Annotated in this window: 21 protein-coding genes and 1 pseudogene; 14 read left to right on the forward strand and 8 right to left on the reverse strand. The window is 44.9% G+C overall.

Annotated elements, in window-relative coordinates; translation table 11 throughout:
• The first annotated feature begins 37 nt into the window (after positions 1-37).
• The 3 genes and pseudogenes from A3IK_RS0105790 (at position 38) to A3IK_RS21705 (ending at position 616) form a co-directional block, all read left to right on the forward strand.
• Positions 38-271, forward strand: a complete 234-nt coding sequence (locus A3IK_RS0105790) for a DUF433 domain-containing protein (RefSeq protein ID WP_020559031.1) — start codon at positions 38-40, stop codon at positions 269-271.
• Positions 268-498 (forward strand): annotated as a pseudogene (locus tag A3IK_RS21700) (DUF5615 family PIN-like protein). Before A3IK_RS0105790 ends, A3IK_RS21700 begins: the two are co-directional and overlap by 4 nt.
• Entirely contained in the window at positions 443-616 is a 174-nt protein-coding gene (locus A3IK_RS21705) for a hypothetical protein (RefSeq protein WP_020559033.1), read from the forward strand. Before A3IK_RS21700 ends, A3IK_RS21705 begins: the two are co-directional and overlap by 56 nt.
• 143 nt (positions 617-759) lie before the next feature.
• On the opposite strand, the gene A3IK_RS18695 is transcribed toward A3IK_RS21705, so the two are convergent.
• The gene (locus tag A3IK_RS18695) at positions 760-2,046 is read right to left on the reverse strand and encodes an SEL1-like repeat protein (RefSeq protein WP_020559034.1); all 1,287 of its coding nucleotides are present in this window, start codon (positions 2,044-2,046) and stop codon (positions 760-762) included.
• A 332-nt stretch (positions 2,047-2,378) separates the two neighbouring features.
• Here A3IK_RS18695 and A3IK_RS0105805 point away from each other — a divergent pair, with 332 nt between their 5' ends.
• Together A3IK_RS0105805 and A3IK_RS0105810 are read left to right on the forward strand one after the other, a co-directional pair.
• Positions 2,379-2,648: a BrnT family toxin gene (locus A3IK_RS0105805; protein WP_020559035.1), complete on the forward strand. Its 270-nt coding sequence runs from the start codon at positions 2,379-2,381 to the stop codon at positions 2,646-2,648.
• Entirely contained in the window at positions 2,614-2,925 is a 312-nt protein-coding gene (locus A3IK_RS0105810; RefSeq protein ID WP_026220826.1) for a BrnA antitoxin family protein, read from the forward strand. The genes A3IK_RS0105805 and A3IK_RS0105810 overlap by 35 nt, the downstream gene beginning before the upstream one ends.
• Positions 2,926-2,975: 50 nt before the next feature.
• On the opposite strand, the gene A3IK_RS0105815 is transcribed toward A3IK_RS0105810, so the two are convergent.
• Entirely contained in the window at positions 2,976-3,446 is a 471-nt protein-coding gene (locus A3IK_RS0105815; protein ID WP_020559037.1) for a hypothetical protein, read from the reverse strand.
• 204 nt (positions 3,447-3,650) lie between these two features.
• Between A3IK_RS0105815 and A3IK_RS0105820 the strand changes: the two genes are divergently transcribed.
• The 6 genes from A3IK_RS0105820 (at position 3,651) to A3IK_RS0105845 (ending at position 8,889) form a co-directional block, all read left to right on the forward strand.
• A complete protein-coding gene (locus A3IK_RS0105820) occupies positions 3,651-4,994 on the forward strand; it encodes a ferredoxin reductase family protein (RefSeq protein ID WP_020559038.1) in 1,344 nt (447 codons plus the stop codon).
• Positions 4,995-5,209: 215 nt separating this feature from the next.
• Complete coding sequence (locus A3IK_RS0105825) at positions 5,210-5,626, forward strand: DUF1924 domain-containing protein (RefSeq protein WP_020559039.1); 417 nt, start codon at positions 5,210-5,212, stop codon at positions 5,624-5,626.
• 15 nt (positions 5,627-5,641) lie between these two features.
• Complete coding sequence (locus A3IK_RS0105830; RefSeq protein ID WP_020559040.1) at positions 5,642-6,184, forward strand: diheme cytochrome c; 543 nt, start codon at positions 5,642-5,644, stop codon at positions 6,182-6,184.
• Positions 6,185-6,193: 9 nt separating this feature from the next.
• Positions 6,194-6,823 carry a cytochrome b/b6 domain-containing protein gene (locus tag A3IK_RS0105835; protein ID WP_020559041.1) on the forward strand — a complete coding sequence of 210 codons (630 nt, stop codon included), beginning with the start codon at positions 6,194-6,196 and terminating at the stop codon, positions 6,821-6,823.
• Positions 6,824-6,832: 9 nt separating this feature from the next.
• Positions 6,833-7,510: a response regulator gene (locus A3IK_RS0105840; protein WP_020559042.1), complete on the forward strand. Its 678-nt coding sequence runs from the start codon at positions 6,833-6,835 to the stop codon at positions 7,508-7,510.
• Positions 7,511-7,533: 23 nt separating this feature from the next.
• On the forward strand, positions 7,534-8,889 hold the full coding sequence (locus tag A3IK_RS0105845) for an ATP-binding protein (RefSeq protein ID WP_020559043.1): 1,356 nt from the start codon (positions 7,534-7,536) through the stop codon (positions 8,887-8,889).
• 57 nt (positions 8,890-8,946) lie between these two features.
• Here A3IK_RS0105845 and A3IK_RS0105850 read toward each other — a convergent pair whose 3' ends face one another.
• The 5 genes from A3IK_RS0105850 to A3IK_RS0105870 all read right to left on the reverse strand — a co-directional run bounded on the left by A3IK_RS0105850 (position 8,947) and on the right by A3IK_RS0105870 (position 16,004).
• Positions 8,947-9,315, reverse strand: a complete 369-nt coding sequence (locus tag A3IK_RS0105850; protein ID WP_020559044.1) for a DUF1820 family protein — start codon at positions 9,313-9,315, stop codon at positions 8,947-8,949.
• Positions 9,316-9,369: 54 nt separating this feature from the next.
• Positions 9,370-10,896: a fumarate hydratase gene (locus A3IK_RS0105855; RefSeq protein ID WP_020559045.1), complete on the reverse strand. Its 1,527-nt coding sequence runs from the start codon at positions 10,894-10,896 to the stop codon at positions 9,370-9,372.
• A gap of 320 nt (positions 10,897-11,216) precedes the next feature.
• The gene (locus A3IK_RS0105860) at positions 11,217-13,064 is read right to left on the reverse strand and encodes a DUF945 family protein (RefSeq protein WP_020559046.1); all 1,848 of its coding nucleotides are present in this window, start codon (positions 13,062-13,064) and stop codon (positions 11,217-11,219) included.
• Between the two features lie 27 nt (positions 13,065-13,091).
• Positions 13,092-13,688, reverse strand: coding sequence for a hypothetical protein (locus tag A3IK_RS0105865; RefSeq protein ID WP_020559047.1), 597 nt, complete (start codon positions 13,686-13,688; stop codon positions 13,092-13,094).
• A 12-nt stretch (positions 13,689-13,700) separates the two neighbouring features.
• A complete protein-coding gene (locus A3IK_RS0105870; RefSeq protein ID WP_020559048.1) occupies positions 13,701-16,004 on the reverse strand; it encodes a Tex family protein in 2,304 nt (767 codons plus the stop codon).
• A gap of 193 nt (positions 16,005-16,197) precedes the next feature.
• On the opposite strand from A3IK_RS0105870, the gene A3IK_RS0105875 reads away from it, so the two are divergent.
• The 3 genes from A3IK_RS0105875 (at position 16,198) to A3IK_RS0105885 (ending at position 19,020) form a co-directional block, all read left to right on the forward strand.
• Positions 16,198-16,659, forward strand: coding sequence for a hypothetical protein (locus A3IK_RS0105875; protein WP_020559049.1), 462 nt, complete (start codon positions 16,198-16,200; stop codon positions 16,657-16,659).
• 81 nt (positions 16,660-16,740) lie between these two features.
• Positions 16,741-17,250 (forward strand): DUF4124 domain-containing protein, encoded by a 510-nt coding sequence (locus A3IK_RS0105880; RefSeq protein WP_020559050.1) that lies wholly within the window; start codon positions 16,741-16,743, stop codon positions 17,248-17,250.
• 48 nt (positions 17,251-17,298) lie between these two features.
• Entirely contained in the window at positions 17,299-19,020 is a 1,722-nt protein-coding gene (locus tag A3IK_RS0105885; RefSeq protein WP_020559051.1) for a proline--tRNA ligase, read from the forward strand.
• Positions 19,021-19,086: 66 nt separating this feature from the next.
• Here the strand turns inward: A3IK_RS0105885 and A3IK_RS0105890 are convergent.
• A partial coding sequence (locus A3IK_RS0105890; protein WP_020559052.1) for a tetratricopeptide repeat protein occupies positions 19,087-19,330 on the reverse strand: 244 nt, incomplete at its 5' end.

The raw sequence follows: 19,330 nt of genomic DNA on the forward strand, positions 1-19,330 counted from the left end.
TCTCAGTAAAGACCCGACAATAATGGAGTGATCTAATATGAAAACAAAAATCTTAGATAGAATTACTCTTGAGGCAGGTAAGCGTAGTGGTAAACCTTGTATTAGAGGTTTACGGATTGCAGTTTATGATGTGTTGGGTTGGCTTGCGGCAGGAATGAGTATCTCAGAAATATTAGAAGACTTTCCAGAGTTAGAAGCTGCGGATATTATGGCTTGTTTACAATTTGCGGCCAATCGTGAGCACACCTTGCAGGTTTTAGTGGTAGCATGAAACTGCTTTTAGATGAAAATCTATCTCAACGGATTATTCCCTTCATTCAAGAGGCTTATCCTGATTCATCACAGATTGCCTTAGCTGGTATGGAGTCGGCCAGTGATCGTGAGGTCTAGGATTATGCTAAGCAAAATGATTTTGTCTTGGTGACACAAGATAGTGACTTTCATGACTTTTCAGCACTATATGGGCACCCCCAAAGTTATTTGGCTCAAATGTGGTAATCAACCTCGGCAACGTATTGTTGAATTACTGCTAACGATTAGGGGTGAAGTTGAGGCGTTTGTGAATAATCCCAATAGTGCCTGTTTAGAGGCTTATGATACGTCTAGGCAAGAATAAAAAAGCAATTTTAATTGAAAAATCATATAATTATACTACTTTTTAATTCTCCTCACCAACTAGCCATGCATTCAATAAGCTGCTGATTAAGCGTAAGAAGTGAGCCAGAAGCTCACTCTTAGCCTTTTAGATGAGGTCGCCGATTATTTTATATTGAGCAACTTCAAGGCTTGTTGAGCATTCGCATCGCCCTGTTCCGCCGCCTTGGTAAGCCACTGTATAGCCTTTCCTTTATCTTGCTTGACTCCCTCACCATCAACATACATTAACCCTAGCAGATATTGAGCCGTCGTATCGTTTTGCTCTGCCGCCTTGGTAAGCCACTGCACAGCCTTTCCTTTATCTTGCTTGACTCCCTCACCATCAGCATACATTAACCCTAGCAGGTATTGAGCCGTCGTATCGTTTTGCTCTGCCGCCTTGGTAAGCCACCGCATAGCCTTATTATCATCTTGTTTGATTCCCACGCCATGGGCATAACTAACTCCAAGGTAGTACTGAGCATCAGCATGGCCTTGTTCTGCTGCTTTGGTATACCACTTTACGGCCTTGATATCATTTGGCTGAACTCCATCGCCCTTGGCATACATAAGCCCTAAGTTATATTGAGCGTCAGCATCGCCTTGCTCTGCCGCCTTAGTAAACCACTGCAATGCTTTGCTATAATCTTGTTTAACCCCCTCACCCTTAGCATACCTACTCCCTAGGTAATATTGAGCCTTAACATGGTTTTGTCCCGCCGCTTTGGTAATCCACTGCAATGCTTTGCTATCATCTTGCTTGACTCCCTCGCCAATATCATACATAAGCCCTAGGTGATATTGAGCCGTAACATGGCCTTGTTCTGCTGCTTTGGTAATCCACTCCAGAACCTTACCATCATCTTGCTTGACTCCCTTACCGTTAGCATACATAAGCCCTAGGTGGTATTGAGCATAAACATGACCTTGCTTTGCCGCTTTGGTCATCCAATGTATGGCTTTGCTATCATCTTGCTTGAACCCATAACCGAGTGAATACTTACGCCCTAGGTTATATTGAGCCTTAGCCAGCCCTTGCTCTGCCGCTTTGGTAATCCAATGTATGGCTTTGTTATCATCTTGCTTGAATCTATCACCGAGGGAATACTGAAGCCCTAGGTAATATTGAACATCAGCATCACCTTGTTCTGCCGCTTTGGTGAGCCACTGCAAAGCAGTGTTTTTATTTTGCTTTACTCCCCATCCATTGATATACATAACTCCTATAAAAAATTGAGCCTTAGTGTTGCCTTGCTCTGCCAAAGGCTTCAAGAGTTTGAGCGCTGTCGCATAGTCTTTCTTTTCATAAGCCGTAAAAGCTTTGTTATAATCTTGGGTGGCATCTGCCAAGACGACCGAACCAGTCGTCATTGCCCAACTAAAGCATAAAACCACTATAAAACGTATCATGATAGATCCCTCATCGAATGAAACGGGGTAAATCCAAACCGCTATAACACACTATAAAAATAGTTAAGAAAACAGGGCATTTCAAACTATGACGTAACAGTTCTAAGGATTTAAGGGTGCCTGTTGCACCCGTTACCTCATATCATTTCAAGTGGTACCAAACAAAATACAAAGCAGTATTTAAATCCCTTAAAAATATGCACAGAATCACCCTAATTACTCTCCTGATTGCTACAAGCCCATCGGCTCTTTTATAGAGGACAACCTTGCCTTGTTTATTGCTAGCACTGATGCTAGTCTTATCGTGTATACAAAAAAGGTATTTAACCACTATGGCAACTTGGAACGAGGCCAAGCGTTTAAGCAATCTAGAGGAGCACGGAATTGACTTTAACGACCTAGATGAGGTCTTTGAGTTTCCGATGTTGACTATAGAGGATGATCGAAGAGCCTATGGTGAGCAACGCCTACAAAGCCTTGCATGGTTGCGAGGTCGTGTCGTGTTCATGGTGTGGGTAGATCGTGAACTTGATGTACATATCATTTCTTGCCGAGAGGCCACTAAACATGAAACCAAGCAATACTTCAAAGATATTCAGTAAAGAGCAAATGCAAGCCGCCTTAAATAAGGCACCGGATACCGTAGAGCCTGATGATGAAGACTACAATCCCAACGATTCCGCAGAAGTCGCAACCTATTGGAAAAATGCTACGGTACAATATCCCAAACGCGGCAAACAAAAGGCACCGTTAAAAGTACCTGTGTCTATTCGCCTAAGTGCTGAGGTAGTGGAGTATTTTAAGCAATCTGGTGAAGGCTGGCAGAGCCGACTAGATGACGCACTAAAGCAGTATATTACTGAGCATGGACATGCTTAGAAACAAGCATAAAAAAGTAATTTGTACTAGCTCAAACCTAATCCGCCAGCCTAGTTTGCCTCACTGGGTGAACTAGTATTATCACCGGATGAACTAGTATTAGTCGTAGTATCCGTACTAGCCGCCCGATCCCGCCGATTCACTTCGCGGATAATATTTTCAATTTCGCGTCCGGTCATATTGGCACGTATTTCAATCGAGCTACCATCCTCGGTCTTAATAATCAGCTCCGCTTTTTTATTCTCCACCTGCTTTTCAAAAATCTGGGCTATTTTACCTAAGATACTGTCTTGGCTTAAAAATAATGACAATGCGCCCCCCGCACTCACCGCTGCCACCGCAATGGGAATATAAGGCACTAAGTCTATGCCGCGAGTAATGTCCTTACTCTCAATATGCTCAGTTGAATAGTGAATTTGCCAATCCACATCCGCATCCAGCCCTTTTAATTCACTGACTAACTGCTCAGATAACTGCTGAATATCCACGGGATCAGCGCCACGTAACTCAATCGTCGCCATAATAAAACACTCCTATTGCTGGGGTTAGGGGGAGCTAGATGCTATCCTTTTATTAAATCAAAGCCTTAGCTTTAAATCAAATTCAACAATCGGCGTGGATAATTTACACAATTGTGCCACCAAGCTTCCTTATTTTTAGGCTAAACTTCTTAAACAAAAATTAATTGATAGTATTGAATGAGATCTTAAGTTGAGTCTAAAACAATGAAACCTATTAAAATCACGCTATGGATAGCCTTGGTCGGCTTGACCCTGCTATGGCTTATAGCAAGCCTGCCTTTTCCGAGTCCTCTGAGTTATTTTGCTTTTCGTGATCAGTTCGTACAGTACAGCGGTATTATCAGCATCGGGATGATGAGTATTGCCATGTTGCTAGCAGTACGTCCGGTCTGGATTGAGAGTTATCTCAATGGCTTAGATAAAATGTATCGTTTGCATAAATGGCTCGGCATTTCGGCGCTGATTTTCAGTGTGATGCACTGGTGGATGGCAAAAGGCACGAAATGGATGGTGGGCTGGGGTTGGCTAGAGCGCCCTACCCGTCGGCGTCCACCGGGTGATGGTACACAAACCCAAAATACGCTGGAATCTTTTATCAATAGCCAACGCGGGATTGCGGAGTTTATTGGCGAATGGGCGTTTTATATCGCCGCCCTACTGCTAGTGCTAGCGCTGATTCAACGTTTTCCTTATCGTTTATTTAAGCAAACGCATAAATGGCTAGCCGTTATTTATTTATTCTTGGTTTATCACGCGCTGATTTTAGTTAAAGCTCCGTATTGGGGTCAACCGATTGGCTGGGTATTAATTCCTTTACTCGCGGCGGGTACAGTGGCAGCGGTTTTAGTGCTGTTTAAACGCGTTGGTGTTAAACGCCAAGTGAGTGGGACTTTATCTTCTATCCATTATTATGAAGACCTTAAAGTTTTAGAAACCACCATTCAATTAGAAAAAGGCTGGCCTGGGCATCAGGCGGGACAATTTGCCTTTATTAATTCACACCTTGATGTAGGTGCTCACCCTTATACTATTGCCTCGGCTTGGGATGAAACCCAACGCTCTTTAACTATTATTATTAAAGAATTAGGCGATCATACTAAAAGCTTATTAAGTCGCTTAAAGATAGGACAAACCGTTATCGTAGAAGGCCCTTATGGACGCTTTACTTTCCAAGATAACAAACCTCGGCAAATATGGATCGGTGGCGGTATTGGTATTACTCCTTTTATAGCGCAAATGAAACACCTCACGAATAATCCTGATGGTAAAGTGATTGATCTATTCCATGCGACTAAAGAAGTTGATGAAAATGCTTTAGCTAAATTAGCAGCCGACGCTAAAGCCGCTAATATTAATTTACATATTTTTATTGAGGCGCGTGATGGCTATCTGACGGGTGAAAAACTACGCTCTATGGTGCCCGATTGGCAGACAGCGAGTGTTTGGTTCTGTGGCCCTACCGCATTTGCTGAAAAAATTAATGCGGATTTAAGCAAAGAAGGCTTAAAAGCAACCGATTTCCATCAAGAAGTCTTTTCTTTCCGCTGATTGACATCCTCCCCGACCTAAAGGACGGGGATTCCTAGTGAATACATCCCTGTATGCTACAAGGCGGCATCCCTGCCGCCAAGACTGCTCCGGAAAGACCCGATTACGTTAGCTCAAGTACTTACGACTCTAGCTAGCCTAGATAAGCTATCTTTAAGAAAACACCTCTAAGCTAACTAGCTATCTTAAAACTAGTTAGCTCAGAGGACACTCTCATGCACAAGTCATTGCTGCGACCCACACTAGCGCTGGGTACTATGCTACTTTTCAGCTCTATCGTTTTAGCCGAAACACCCCAAGATTTTCTAAAAACCTATGCTACTGCTGCACAAGCCTCAGGAAATTTCACTGGCTTTAGTGCGAGTCGAGGCGAAGTATTTTTTAACCAAACGCATGGCAATGATTGGAGTTGTGCGAGTTGCCACACCGCTAATCCTACTCAAGCAGGTAAACATGCTAAAACCGGCAAAGTCATTGATCCTTTAGCCCCTAGTGCAAATGCTGAGCGCTTTACCTCCACTAAAAAAGTCGAGAAATGGTTTAAACGCAACTGTAATGATGTGCTCGACCGTGAATGCACCGCGCTCGAAAAAGGTGATGTGATCACCTATTTACTCACGTTTAATCGATAAGGAGTAAACCTAATCATGCGATATAAAAGACCTTTTTTAGTTGCTTTGGCATTCGCAGGTTTCATTAGCTTAAGTGCTACTTTATCCGTTGTGATGGGTGATAATGATGAGGGTGAGGAGCATGAAGAGCGTGAAAGCAATAGCAAATACCATGAGGGGAGTGGCTCCCTCATCAACGTCATGAATGAAGCGTGGAAAAGTGAATGTAGTGCTTGCCATATCGCCTATCCGCCTAATCTATTGCCGCGTGAATCTTGGAAAACCCTGATGAATGACCTCGGCAATCATTTTGGAGTCGATGCGAGTTTAGATAAGGAGACCCTACAAGAAATCCTACCTTTTTTAGAACAAAACGCCAGTCAACGCCGCGTCGAAACCATCAAAGGCGAGCCTGTAATTCGCATCACAGAAACCGCTTGGTTTAAACATGAGCACGATGAAATTTCATCCGCAAAGTGGAAAAACCCGACTATTAAAAGTGCCGCTAATTGTATGGCTTGTCATACGCAGGCCGATAAAGGCAATTTTGACGAAGATACCGTACGTATCCCACGTTAGGAGTTAGCCATGCAACACACTCAATTAGTCTGGGATTTTCCTACTCGTGCCTTTCACTGGTTACTGGTTTTATCGTTTACGGGCGCTTATATCAGTGGAGATAGTGAACGTTATCGCGATATTCACCTTGCTTTAGGCTATTTGTTTGCCGGATTACTCTTATTTCGCCTGATCTGGGGTTTTATGGGAACACACTATGCTCGTTTTAGTGAGTTTATCTATACACCTAAGCAAGTTGTTCTGTATTTACGCTCATTGCTCAATCCGCAACCGATTCATTATGTCGGCCACAATCCGGCGGGGGCTTGGATGATTTTCATATTACTAGCACTAGGAATCACTATTGCCCTGAGTGGTATCAGTTTATATTGGGAACTAGGCGGCGAGAGTGTTGCTGAAGATTTTCTTGAAGAACTACACGAATTTGCAGCCAATGCTATGTTAGCCGCCGTGTTTATACATATAGCGGGGGTTGTGGTGAGTAGTGTTTTACATAAAGAAAATTTACCGCGCTCTATGGTCACTGGCTTAAAAACCCTGTCTGAAGGTAAGCCTATTGAGCACAGTTACCCAATAGTAGGTGCTCTCTTAGTGCTAGTGAGTGTTGGCTTTGTCATTGGCTATTTAATGATTAGTTAGGATGCAAGAATGCGGGTATTAGTGGTAGAAGACGATGTACTGTTAGGCGATGCCTTGCAGGTGGGGTTAACACAAGCCGGTTATAGCGTGGACTGGGTGAAAGATGGCCGGCAAGCCGATACTGCCCTTAACCTAGAGTCCTATAGTGCAGTAGTACTCGATTTGGGTCTGCCACAGTTATCCGGCTTAGAGGTACTCAAACGCTTGCGCAGTCGTAACACTAATACCGCCGTATTGATTCTCACTGCCTATGATACGATACAAGATCGTATTATGGGTTTAGATAGTGGTGCAGATGATTATTTAGTTAAGCCTTTTGATATGGGTGAACTGGCGGCACGTTTACGTGCCTTAGTGCGGCGCTTAAATGGTCACGTCAATCCTAGCTTAGTGGTTGGTGGGGTGACATTAGATCCTGCGGCACACACAGTCTATTATCAAGATCAGGCTATTGATATTTCTGGGCGGGAATTTGCTACCTTACACACCTTAATGCTCAATGCGGGGCGGGTACTGTCCCGTCAACAGATTGAAAGTAAACTGTATGCGTGGGGACAAGAAATTGAAAGTAATGCGGTAGAGGTACATATTCATCACTTACGCCGCAAACTCTATCCTCAGTTAATTGAAACCATCCGTGGAGTGGGCTATCTCTTACCGCGTGATAAAACACCGACACGCCCATGATTTACCCTAGTTAAGCGCTACTCATGTCCCTTAAGCAACGTCTCCTACTTATTTTACTAAGCGCCATCACTGGGCTGTGGTTAGTCGCCTCTTTAAGTATTTATTACCATAGCAAACACGAGGTCAATGAGATTCTAGATGCCCATTTAGCGCAAACCGCCGCCCTACTCATGGCACAAGGTTTAGATCAATATGATGACGACGACTATGAAGACGATGATATTGATACGGAACATGCGCCTTTATTACATAAATACTCGCGACGGGTCGCCTTTCAGCTATGGTATAAAGGTGAACGCCTCACCTTACACTCACAAAATGCGCCCAATACCCTACTCAGTCATCAACTAGAGGGTTTAAGTGAGTCGGTTGTTGATCAGCAACGTTGGCGCGTCTTTAGTGCTTGGGATGAAGATCGCACCCACCTCGTCCAAGTGGCAGAGCTGATTATTCTGCGTGAGGAAGTCATTCATGATATGACGAATAACTTAGTGCTGGCACTAGTAATCGCTTTACCCATTATCGCGGGATTAATTTGGTGGGGTGCGAGCTGGGGCTTAAAACCACTCGTTGTGTTAGCACAGTTGATTGCTCATCGTGAACCACATAGTTTAACCCCCATTGAGTTATCAGCACCCGCTGAAGTACGCCCCCTGATTGAGCGCCTCAATAGTTTATTTCAACGTATTCAAATTATGCTGGATAATGAGCGCCGTTTTACAGCGGATGCGGCGCACGAATTACGTACTCCTATTGCCGGCATTAGCGCCCAAGTCCAAGTGGCTCAATATGCGACTCAAGAGCTAGAGCGCCAACATGCATTAGTGTATGCCTTACAAGGCTGCCAACGTGCTACCCATTTAATTACTCAGCTACTCACCTTAGCACGTCTAGAAAGTACGGCTAATGCACAACTACAACCTTGTAAGCTTCATACCTTAGCAGCCGAGGTATTGAGCGAATTAGCCCCTCAAGCACATGAGGCCGGTATTAGTTTAGAGCTAATAGAGAGCGATAATGTCGAGGTGATGGGATTACCTTTACTGCTACAAGTACTCATACGTAATCTAGTAGACAATGCCATTCGCTATACCCCGCCACATACCTTAATCACTATTAGTATTTACAATACACCCATGCCTACTCTAATGGTTAGCGATAATGGGCAAGGTCTTAGTGAGGCAGAAATGGCAAAAATCAGTCAGCGCTTCTACCGTGTCTTAGGTAGTAAGGCCAGTGGCAGTGGTTTAGGATTATCGATTGTAGAACGTATTGCAGAGATACATCAGGCAAGGGTTACTTTTAGCAAACCTGCCACCTCTCAAGGTTTGCAGGTCACTATACATTTCCCCAACAGCCATAGCATTATTAGATCCTAAAGCACCATTATCGTTATAGAGTTGCCTATCCTGCTCGGCTATCACAAAAAGCGCTCACTAATCGCGCTTTTTGTTACTACTAGGGCGTGTAAAGGGGCTTACATTACTAGTGGCTGTGCCATTAATAGGGTGAATTTTACTAATACCGGGCTTTTCTACTTCGTCAATACGAATAATAGCGTGCATAGGAATGAAAGTCCGTGCCACCGCATCAAACTCTGTTTTGAGTCGCTCTTCAGCCGGATCAATCAATAGCTCACTCTGTGTTCCAAACACCAACTCTTCAACCACAATAAAACCATATAAATCCGCCTCATAGACTTGTTTGGCGAACACTTCATACACTTTGTCTTGGTTGACGAATGAAATCCGATAAATACTGGTGTTACTCAATGCACTACCCTCAAAAAAGACCGCCTGCATCATACACAGCAGGCAGCATTCCACAATAGTAATTTTTATCAGATATGGGGATAAAGATCAGCTTTTTAAAGTATCAACGGCAATTTTCTGTTCGATAATATGTTTCCAGTGAGCAGGGCCTGTATTGTGAACCGATACCCCTTGGCTATCCACAGCAACCGTCACCGGCATATCTTTAACTTCAAACTCGTAAACAGCCTCCATACCCAACTCAGGGAAAGCCAGCACTTTAGCACCCACAATCGCTTTTGAGACTAAATAAGCCGCGCCACCGACCGCCATCAGATACACCGCACCATAATCCCGAATCGCATCGATGGCAATGGGTCCACGCTCTGACTTACCAATCATGCCAATCAAGCCGGTTTCAGCCAAAATCTGGCGGGTGAATTTATCCATACGAGTGGCGGTGGTCGGCCCTGCAGGCCCTACCACCTCATCACGCACCGGATCAACGGGGCCCACGTAATAAATAAAGCGGTTTTTAAGATCGACCGGGAGTTGCTGCCCCTTATTGAGCATATCCACCATGCGCTTATGGGCGGCATCACGTCCGGTCAACATTTTACCAGACAGTAAAATAACCTCACCGGGTTTCCATGTTTTAACTTCCTCTGGTGTGACCGTATCAAGATTAACCCGCCGCGCACTAGCACCAGGTTGATAAGTCATATCAGGCCAATCCGCTAAACTCGGTGGAGTTTGGAAGGCAGGGCCGGAACCATCTAAGACAAAATGCGCATGCCGGGTCGCGGCACAGTTAGGAATAATACACACCGGCAAAGAGGCAGCATGGGTAGGGTAATCCATGATTTTGACATCTAGTACGGTAGTCAATCCCCCTAAACCTTGCGCCCCAATCCCTAGCTCATTGACCTTTTCAAATAGCTCTAGGCGTAATTCTTCGGCTCTATTTTTAGCCCCACGCGCTTTAAGCTCATGAATATCAATCGGATCCATGAGTACTTCTTTAGCCATGAGGGCGGCTTTTTCGGCAGTTCCGCCAATACCAATCCCTAACATGCCGGGTGGGCACCACCCTGCTCCCATGGTCGGCACGGTTTTGAGTACCCAATCCACAATACTATCGGAAGGATTTAGCATCGCCATTTTAGATTTATTTTCTGACCCTCCCCCTTTAGCTGCGACTTGAATGTCGACAGTATTACCAGAGACAATTTCATAGTGAATGACCGCTGGGGTATTATCTTTGGTATTTTTTCTCGCTCCCGCTGGATCAGATAGGATAGAGGCACGTAATACATTATCAGGGTTTAAATAGGCTTGGCGCACCCCTTCATTAATCATGTCAGTTAGGCTCATGGTTGCGTCCCATTGCACCTCCATACCGACCTTTACAAATACCGTTACAATGCCCGTATCCTGACAAATTGGGCGTTTACCCTCGGCACACATGCGCGAATTTACCAAAATTTGTGCAATGGCATCCTTAGCCGCAGGCGACTCTTCGCGCTGCCAAGCAGCATACATAGCATCTACGAAATCTTTAGGGTGGTAATAAGAAATAAATTGCAGTGCATCTGCAACACTAGCAATCACGTCAGCTTGCTTTATGACAGTCATGTTTTGGCTCCATTAACCCGTGTGGGATAGGGTGCAAGGTTAACATGCCCGACGGATTGTCGACAAAACTTAAATCTAAGAAAGAGGCACAAACTGCGCTAGCAATACCGAAATCGGTTAGGATAGTCACTGAGCCAAAGTCATCGAGTATTTCTTCCGCAGCCGCTGTGAATACCTCCCTGTACGCTACAAGGCGGCTTCCCTGCCGCCAAGACTGCTCCAGAAATACCCGATTACTTTGGTATACCTACTTAACTTAGACAATATACCCTCTACATCGTTTTAATAGAGGGCAAACTTATCACTTAGTTATCGGCTAATTAATTATTAGCTTTAGGAGTTTCCGCTGGAGCTGTCTCTGCGGGCATTGACTGGTTATCCTCTGGCTCTGTAGCGGTTTCAGATGAAGGTGTTTCAGATGTTGTTGTCTCATCCGTGTCCTCATCGGAATCTTCCTCATCTCCACCACTTAAATTATTAGAAGCAGTGGTCAGCAGAGCCATAAACTCTTCAACACTCATAGCTTTATTATTTAATACCAACTTATCACCGGCTAGTTCTAAGTTCATGGTATATTTATTATTCTCTTTGTTAATAAAAGGCTGCTCCAGAAATAAAGTCGCCATGGGAAAGAGATCCCGATCAAAATTAAAATTAACTTTGCCGCTGACTAATTGCAATAACTGCTTTGGCTCTAGGGTTTGTAATAGCTCCACTGTAATGGGCTGTTTATCTTGATTGCCCTTATAGTTTAAATCGAGATCTAAATGCGCCACTCCCAATTTATTTTCTACATTAATATCTTGCTGGATTCGGCTTTTATCAGCCTGCAAGACTTTGCTTAATACCACATCAAAGGCTTGAGTCATGAGTTCGGATTGCTGTTTTTTCAGCTCTGCCCGTTTAGCCTGAACCTCTGGCGCTTCCTCTACTAAAACCTCCTCCTCGGTTGGTGTATCAGGCGGTGCTTGCTCCTCTGGAACGGCTGACACGGCTTGCCCCTCTGTTACGCCCTCAGTAGTATCCCCCTCGGCGGGAGCCGTTGTGGTCTCAGTACTCGCTACCTCATCATCTGGAGCGGCTGTAGTACTAGCCGGCTCATCCATTTCCGCATCAGGAGATTCCGTTACCGAAGTCACGGTTTCACTATTCGAGCCAGTTTGATTAGCCTCACTCATTTCATCTAATAAGCGTAACTCATTTTGCACCGGCTCTAAGGCACTAAATGCTTCACCCGCTGCTTTTAAACCTGCGGTATTAAAACCACTAAAATTAAACTGATATTTAGCGTTACTAATAGGCAAAAGGGGCGTCATTAAGTCGGTAATAGTCAGACCAAACTTACCCTCTGAATCAGTATCTTTAACCGCTTGAGTACTATTTAAAGCTAATCCAAAACTAATCGGCTCTGGCAAGTCTTTAGATTTAATCGAAATACCGGGCATGGTTAAATCAACGGTATTGTTTAGTAACTCTCCGCCCACTATTCCCTTAGCCTCAATCGCTAACTCAGACTCTGGTAATAGCATTAAAAAATCATCAGCACCTTTGAGTTCAATTTTGCCAATTTTGCCGCTTAAAGGCCCTTCTAATACAGTTTTCTCCCCTTGCATGCTACGCATAGCACTACCTGTTAATTTCAAACCCGCAAAATTAAATGCCGCACCTTTTTCGGCATCATCATAGCTCAACGGATTGACCGCTACAGTATAATCGGCACTATTATTAAATTTCAAATCCGCATCAACAATAACAGGCGCTTTATTATCAAATAGGCTTTTTATTTTTTTCTGGCTTTCTTCACTAAAACTCGACTCATCTAAACGGCTTTGAATATGAGACAGGGCTAAATTCGGTGCTCCATTGCTCCATAATAGGGGGCCATGATGAATATCCAGCAGAATATTCACCGCTTGCGGCATATCCTCGCCTACATTCGTGGGTAAATTGACTTTGACTTTACCCTGAGCCGCTCTAAAAGACTTTTGGTAATCCGCCAGTTCTAGCTTCATTCCTGCTAACTGTGGCGTTTGGCTAATCATTTGATTCATTTGGGCAATTTGAGCTTGGAGCAAAGCTTCAGTTTGCTGACCAACATACCAAGTACTGCCTGCCCATCCAGCACCTAACGCACCTAGAACAGCAGCAACAAGAGCAAGTTTATTCATAAAGGGGATTCCGTTTAGTCTGATTTTTTAATTACAATTTCTAATACAGATTTGTTGGGGTTTGACACCACCACCACAACTACTATAGCAGCTTCGATATTGAGTATCACACTGGCAATCGAGTTGACAGGTGGCTTTGCGAATCCGTTTGGTTTCAGACGCTAGTGTGGGTGCTATAGGCTTATCATCAGGTTCTGATGGACGCCCCCAATGTGGATAATCAAAGCGCGGACAAGCTCTAGGATTTTGTGGTGTACTCATGCACATATTACGCATGGAGCGAGCTTGATCACGGCGCATATCATAAAACATTTTATCCTGAAGATAGCGTTGATACCGCGCTCGCCATACATCCATGGCAAGCTCATATTCTTGCATACGCTGAGGCATCTCAAGCTTGGCCTGCTGCTCAGCCTTAGCACTGCAACTATCATAACGCGCACTACAGCTACTACGGCACTGCTGCGCCTTAGCCTCACACGGCTGTAGGCATTGCAAACCAACGGCTGTCTTCGGGGGTGTTAGCTCATAGCGCGTCTCATATTGAGGCGCACAGCTCATTAATAAGCTACCTATGACCAGCATGAGTAAATACTTTATGCCCTGCATCCATCGCACTAACATTTGACTACCTCACTATTTTTTAGCACGCGCAAAAGCAGCCGCCATCGCTGAGTTACCTACAGGTTTAGCAGCCTCCTTAGGTTTAGACGCGCGGTTAGAGGATGAGGTTTCTTGAGATTTGCTTTTTAATTCAGTACTTTTGGCGGATTGATTAGCCGCTTGTAGGCGCATAGTTAGAGCAATACGCTTACGTCCTACATCGACCTCTTCCACTCGCACTTTGACTACATCGCCAGTGCGTACTACTTCGCGCGGGTCTTTCACAAACTTATCGGTTAATTGCGAGATATGGACTAGGCCATCTTGATGCACCCCAATATCCACAAAGGCACCAAAATTCGCTACATTAGTCACCACGCCCTCTAGCAACATCCCCACCTGTAAATCTTCAATCCGCTCTATTCCCTCACGGAAAGTCGCACTCACAAAGGCAGGACGTGGATCACGACCGGGCTTTTCTAGTTCGGCTAAAATATCTTTTAGGGTAGGCAGACCAAATTGTTCGGTGACATAATCAGCAGGTTTGAGTTTTGCTACTAATTCGGCATTACCCACTAATTGCTGAGTTACCAAGCCACTCCCCTGCGCCATTTTTTCTACTAAGGCATAGGCTTCAGGATGTACGGCGGAGGCATCTAGTGGATTATTACTCTCCCGAATACGCAAAAAGCCCGCCGCTTGTTCAAAGGTTTTAGCCCCTAAACGTGGTACTTTTTTCAGTTGCTCGCGGTTTTGGAAACGACCATGTTCTTGGCGAAATGCCACAATATTCTCAGCCAGCGTATTATTTAAACCAGAAATACGCGCGAGTAAGGGAGCCGAGGCCATATTCACATCCACCCCCACCGCATTTACACAATCCTCGACCACGGCATTCAGGGCTTGCATGAGTTCTGTTTGGTTCACATCATGCTGGTATTGCCCCACACCAATCGACTTAGGATCAATTTTGACTAACTCCGCTAGTGGGTCTTGTAAACGTCGCGCAATTGATACTGCACCCCGCAGACTAACATCTAGCTCAGGGAACTCTTTGGCGGCTAATTCAGAGGCGGAATAGACCGAAGCGCCCGCCTCGGATACCACGATTTTGGTCAGTTTAAGGTCAGGCTGTTTTTTAATAAGCTCTGCGGCTAATTGATCCGTTTCACGCGAGGCAGTGCCATTGCCAATGCTAATCAAATTCACTTTATGGCGCTGACACAAAGCGGCTAATTGAGCTAAGGACTCTTGCCATTTATTATGCGGTACGTGGGGGTAAATTGTGGAGGTTTCCAGTAATTTACCCGTATTATCGACCACTGCGACCTTGACTCCAGTACGTAAACCGGGATCTAAGCCCATCGTGACGCGTGCTCCGGCGGGAGCGGCGAGCAATAAATCTTTTAAATTGGCACCAAAGACTCGAATGGCTTCCTTATCGGCTTCTTCTTGTTGCTGATTTTTCAGATCTAGCTCTAAACGGCTGTGGAGCTTTACTTTCCAAGTCATGCGCACGGTATCGAGTAGCCATTTATCTGCCTGACGGCTTTTATCTTGAATGCCAAATGCCTTAGCCAATTTCACTTCACACGGATGGGTTTGCCCCTCTGGCATAGGAATATCCAGCGTTAAATCCAGTATGCCCTCATTACGTCCGCGCAATAGGGCTAAATAACGGTGGGAGGGGATTTTGTATAATAACTCTTGATAGGCAAAATAATCGCTAAACTTCGCCCCCTCCGTTTGCTTACCCTCTATCACTTTAGAGCTGAGTACCCCCTGTTCCCATAGGTATTGGCGTAAATCACCGACCGTAGTGGCATCCTCTGCCATCTTTTCCATAATGATCTGCCGCGCACCTTCTAATACGGTTTTAGCCTCATTAAACTCTAATTCAGGATTGAGGTATTTAGCGGCTTCACTCATGGGATCTAGATTAGGATTTGCTAGCAGTGCCTCTGCTAGGGGCGTAATGCCGGCCTCATGCGCAATTTGTGCTTTAGTGCGGCGTTTAGGCTTATAGGGTAGGTATAAATCTTCGAGTACAGTACGAGTATCGGCCTGATTAATGTGTGCTTCTAACTCAGGCGTGAGTTTGCCTTGCTCACGAATCGAATTCAGTACGGTTTCACGGCGTTTTTCTAATTCACGCAGGCTAAGTAAGCGTGTTTCTAGGTAACGTAACTGTGTATCATCTAAGCCCCCGGTACGCTCCTTGCGATAGCGGGCAATAAAAGGAACGGTCGAGCCTTCATCTAATAATTCTATAGTGGCTTGAACTTGTTGAACTTTGACGACTAATTCACTAGCAATGCGCGTCTGAATCGAATCCATATCTAAACATACCCCTGATTAAACTGCTTGCATCATAGCAAAGGGGCTATGGAGGATTCAAAGTGATTAGTAAGAGCAGATATTAAGCATCTACCCCCTCAGCTACGCAGATTATCGGCTTGTATTGGCGCAGTATTCACCTCGTCGTCCATACTTAAACTAATCCATACTAATCACTAATGATGATAATACCATGCAATCTGATACCCCTATTGAACTACAACAAAGTCACTGGCTCTTCGGCAAACGCCATTTAATCCTCGCAGGCCAGCAACTCACCATTCACGAATCTTCACTCTTACACAAGGCGCAAACGCGTATTCCGTTGGCGACACTGCAACCTAATCCTACCTATGCCCAATCCTTTTCAATGCGTTGGCTGCTCAATACCATTATTGTGTTGGCGCTGGCTTTGGGCTGTTTGATTGCTGCTTATGTCACCAAGATTGGGCTGCTCTATATTTTAGCGTTTATATTCTTTGTCGGAACCTTTGTCCCCTTACAAAAATTTCTACTTTACACCACCAACCTAGTCATCTTTCGTCAAGCACAAACCAATGAATACTTACTGTATTTATGGAAAGACAACCCTAATGCAGCGCGTTTTCGTTTCTTTGTAGAGGAACTGAATCAACGGCTACTCGCAATCCGATGATTAGTACCTCCTTTTTGGAATCATTCATGGCATACTTTGTCCAAAGATAAACAGTATTTATTAACTAATAAAAGATTAACTATGAAACCTGTTATCATTTCCCTAGTTGCGTTGCTATTGAGTCATTTAGCTGTAAACGCACACGCTGAAGCTTATAAATGGACGGATGAGCAAGGTAAAACTCACTATTCCCAAACCCCACCGCCTAATGCCAAAGCTAAAAATATGGGCGAAGAGCTGCAACTCTATAGCTCCAAAAATAAAACCCCGCCCCCCGCAGCCGACAAAAAAGAGCCGGTAGTACCCGAAAAAGACTTACCTGAAATTCCCAAAGACTTAGCCGAGGCTAAAGCGCAAGGTGAAGATAGTAAGAAAAAGGTTGAGACTTTTTGTGCAGAACAAGAGCAGGCTTTAAAGCAAATGTTGGCTAATGCCTTGATTCGTTGGAAAGATGAGCAAGGTGAACGTCTACTCTCCGCTGAAGAGCGTGATGCCAAGATTAAAGAGGCCGAAAAAACCCTCAGTACCGTCTGTGCGCCAGAAATATTAGGCAAAGACAAAGACAGTGCAACTGATGAGAAAAAAGACTAAACGCAGTATAATCACGTCCATTCAATATTTCGGATGGACTAGATTCAAATGCGCGTTTCTCAATTGCCTATTAATACCTTGCGTGAAGTACCCAATGATGCGGATGTCATTAGCCAGCAGCTAATGGTCAGAGCGGGTCTGATCCGCCGCCTCGCTTCAGGTCTTTATACGTGGGGGCCATATGGCTTACGTGTATTACGCAAAGTCGAGGCCATTGTCCGTGAAGAAATGAATCGTGCCGGGGCGATTGAAATCCTCATGCCCTCGGTACAACCCGCTGAGCTATGGCAAGAATCGGGGCGCTGGCAACAATATGGCGCTGAATTATTGCGCATTAAAGACCGTCATCAACGTGATTTTTGCTATGGCCCGACGCATGAAGAGGTCATTACTGACTATGTGCGTAAAGAAGTCACTAGCTATAAACAGCTACCGCTGAACTACTATCAGATTCAAACCAAATTCCGTGATGAAGTCCGTCCCCGTTTTGGCGTAATGCGGGCGCGTGAGTTTTTAATGAAAGATGCCTATTCTTTCCACCTCACGCCTGAGTCCTTACAAGCGACCTATCAGGATATGTATGATGCCTATACCCGGATTTTCACCCGCTTAGGGTTAAAATTCCGTGCGGTGCAAGCCGATACTGGCTCCATCGGGGGCAATGCCTCGCATGAATTCCAAGTGTTAGCTAGCTCCGGTGAGGATGATATTGTCTTTTCTAACCATAGCGATTACGCCGCCAATATTGAATTAGCCGAGGCGGTCGCAGTGGTGACTGAACGTGCTAGCCCCACGGAAGAATTGCGCAAAGTCCACACTCCGAATACTAAAACCATTGATGCCTTAGTCACGAATTTCTCGCTCCCCATTGAAAAAACGATTAAAACCTTAATCGTGAAGGCTTCTGATCAAATCGAGGCTAAGTTTGTTGCCTTACTCATTCGCGGTGATCATACCCTGAATGAAGTCAAAGCCGAAAAGCAACCCGAAGTGGCCTCCCCCTTAGAACTTGCCACCGATGAAGAGATTCGTGCCATTATGGGAGCGGGTGCAGGTTCTTTAGGCCCTGTAAATTGCCCTATCCCTTATATCGTCGATCGCACTGTGGCTAATATGTCTGACTTTGGCGCAGGTGCTAATCAAGATGATTATCACTACTTTGGGATTAATTGGGAGCGTGATTTACCGCTAGGACGAGTCGCTGATCTGCGTAATGTCGTGGTGGGTGATCCTAGTCCAGACGGGCAAGGCACTTTAGATATTGCTCGCGGGATTGAAGTGGGGCATGTGTTTCAATTAGGCAAGAAATATTCTCAAGCCATGAATGCCACGGTACTCAATGAGCAAGGCAAAGCCGAAGTCATGTTTATGGGCTGCTATGGTATTGGGGTATCGCGTATTGTAGCCTCAGCCATTGAACAAAATCACGATGAGGCGGGTATTATTTGGCCTGCTACCATGGCTCCTTTCACGGTAGTCATTGCCCCATTAAATATGCATAAAACCCCTGAAGTCGCCGCTAAAGCAGAAGAGCTATACAAACAGTTACAAGCGCAAGGGATTGAAGTCCTGCTGGATGATCGTAATATGCGCCCCGGTGCTATGTTTGCCGATCAAGAACTCTTAGGTATTCCGCATCGGATCGTGGTTTCAGAGCGTGGCTTACAAGCCGGTGAGCTAGAATATAAAGCACGTCAAGGCGGTGAAGCAGAAAAAGTTGCAGCAGCCGATATTCTATCTTTCTTAACAGCAAAATTAGCTTCAAATTGATCCTATTAAGCTAGGCACTGATTTGGCTATCCGCAAGAATAACGGATAGCCACTGGAATATCTTGATTACTCTAATTTTTGCAACGCCCTTTCATAATTCTCCCTAGTTATTTTGGTATTAGGATGATTCTTACCCAACACCTTTTCATTAATCGCTAATGAGCGCTCATACAGGGTCAAAGCTTTAGCATACTCACCCATTGATTCATAGAGCACCGCCAGATTGTTCAGGCTCGTCGCTACCTCAGGATGATCCTTACCCAACGCCTGTTCACGAATCGCTAATGAGCGCTCATACAAGGGCAACGCC

The sequence above is a fragment of the Thiofilum flexile DSM 14609 genome (genome assembly GCF_000380185.1).
Classification (GTDB): Bacteria; Pseudomonadota; Gammaproteobacteria; order Thiotrichales; family Thiotrichaceae; genus Thiofilum; species Thiofilum flexile.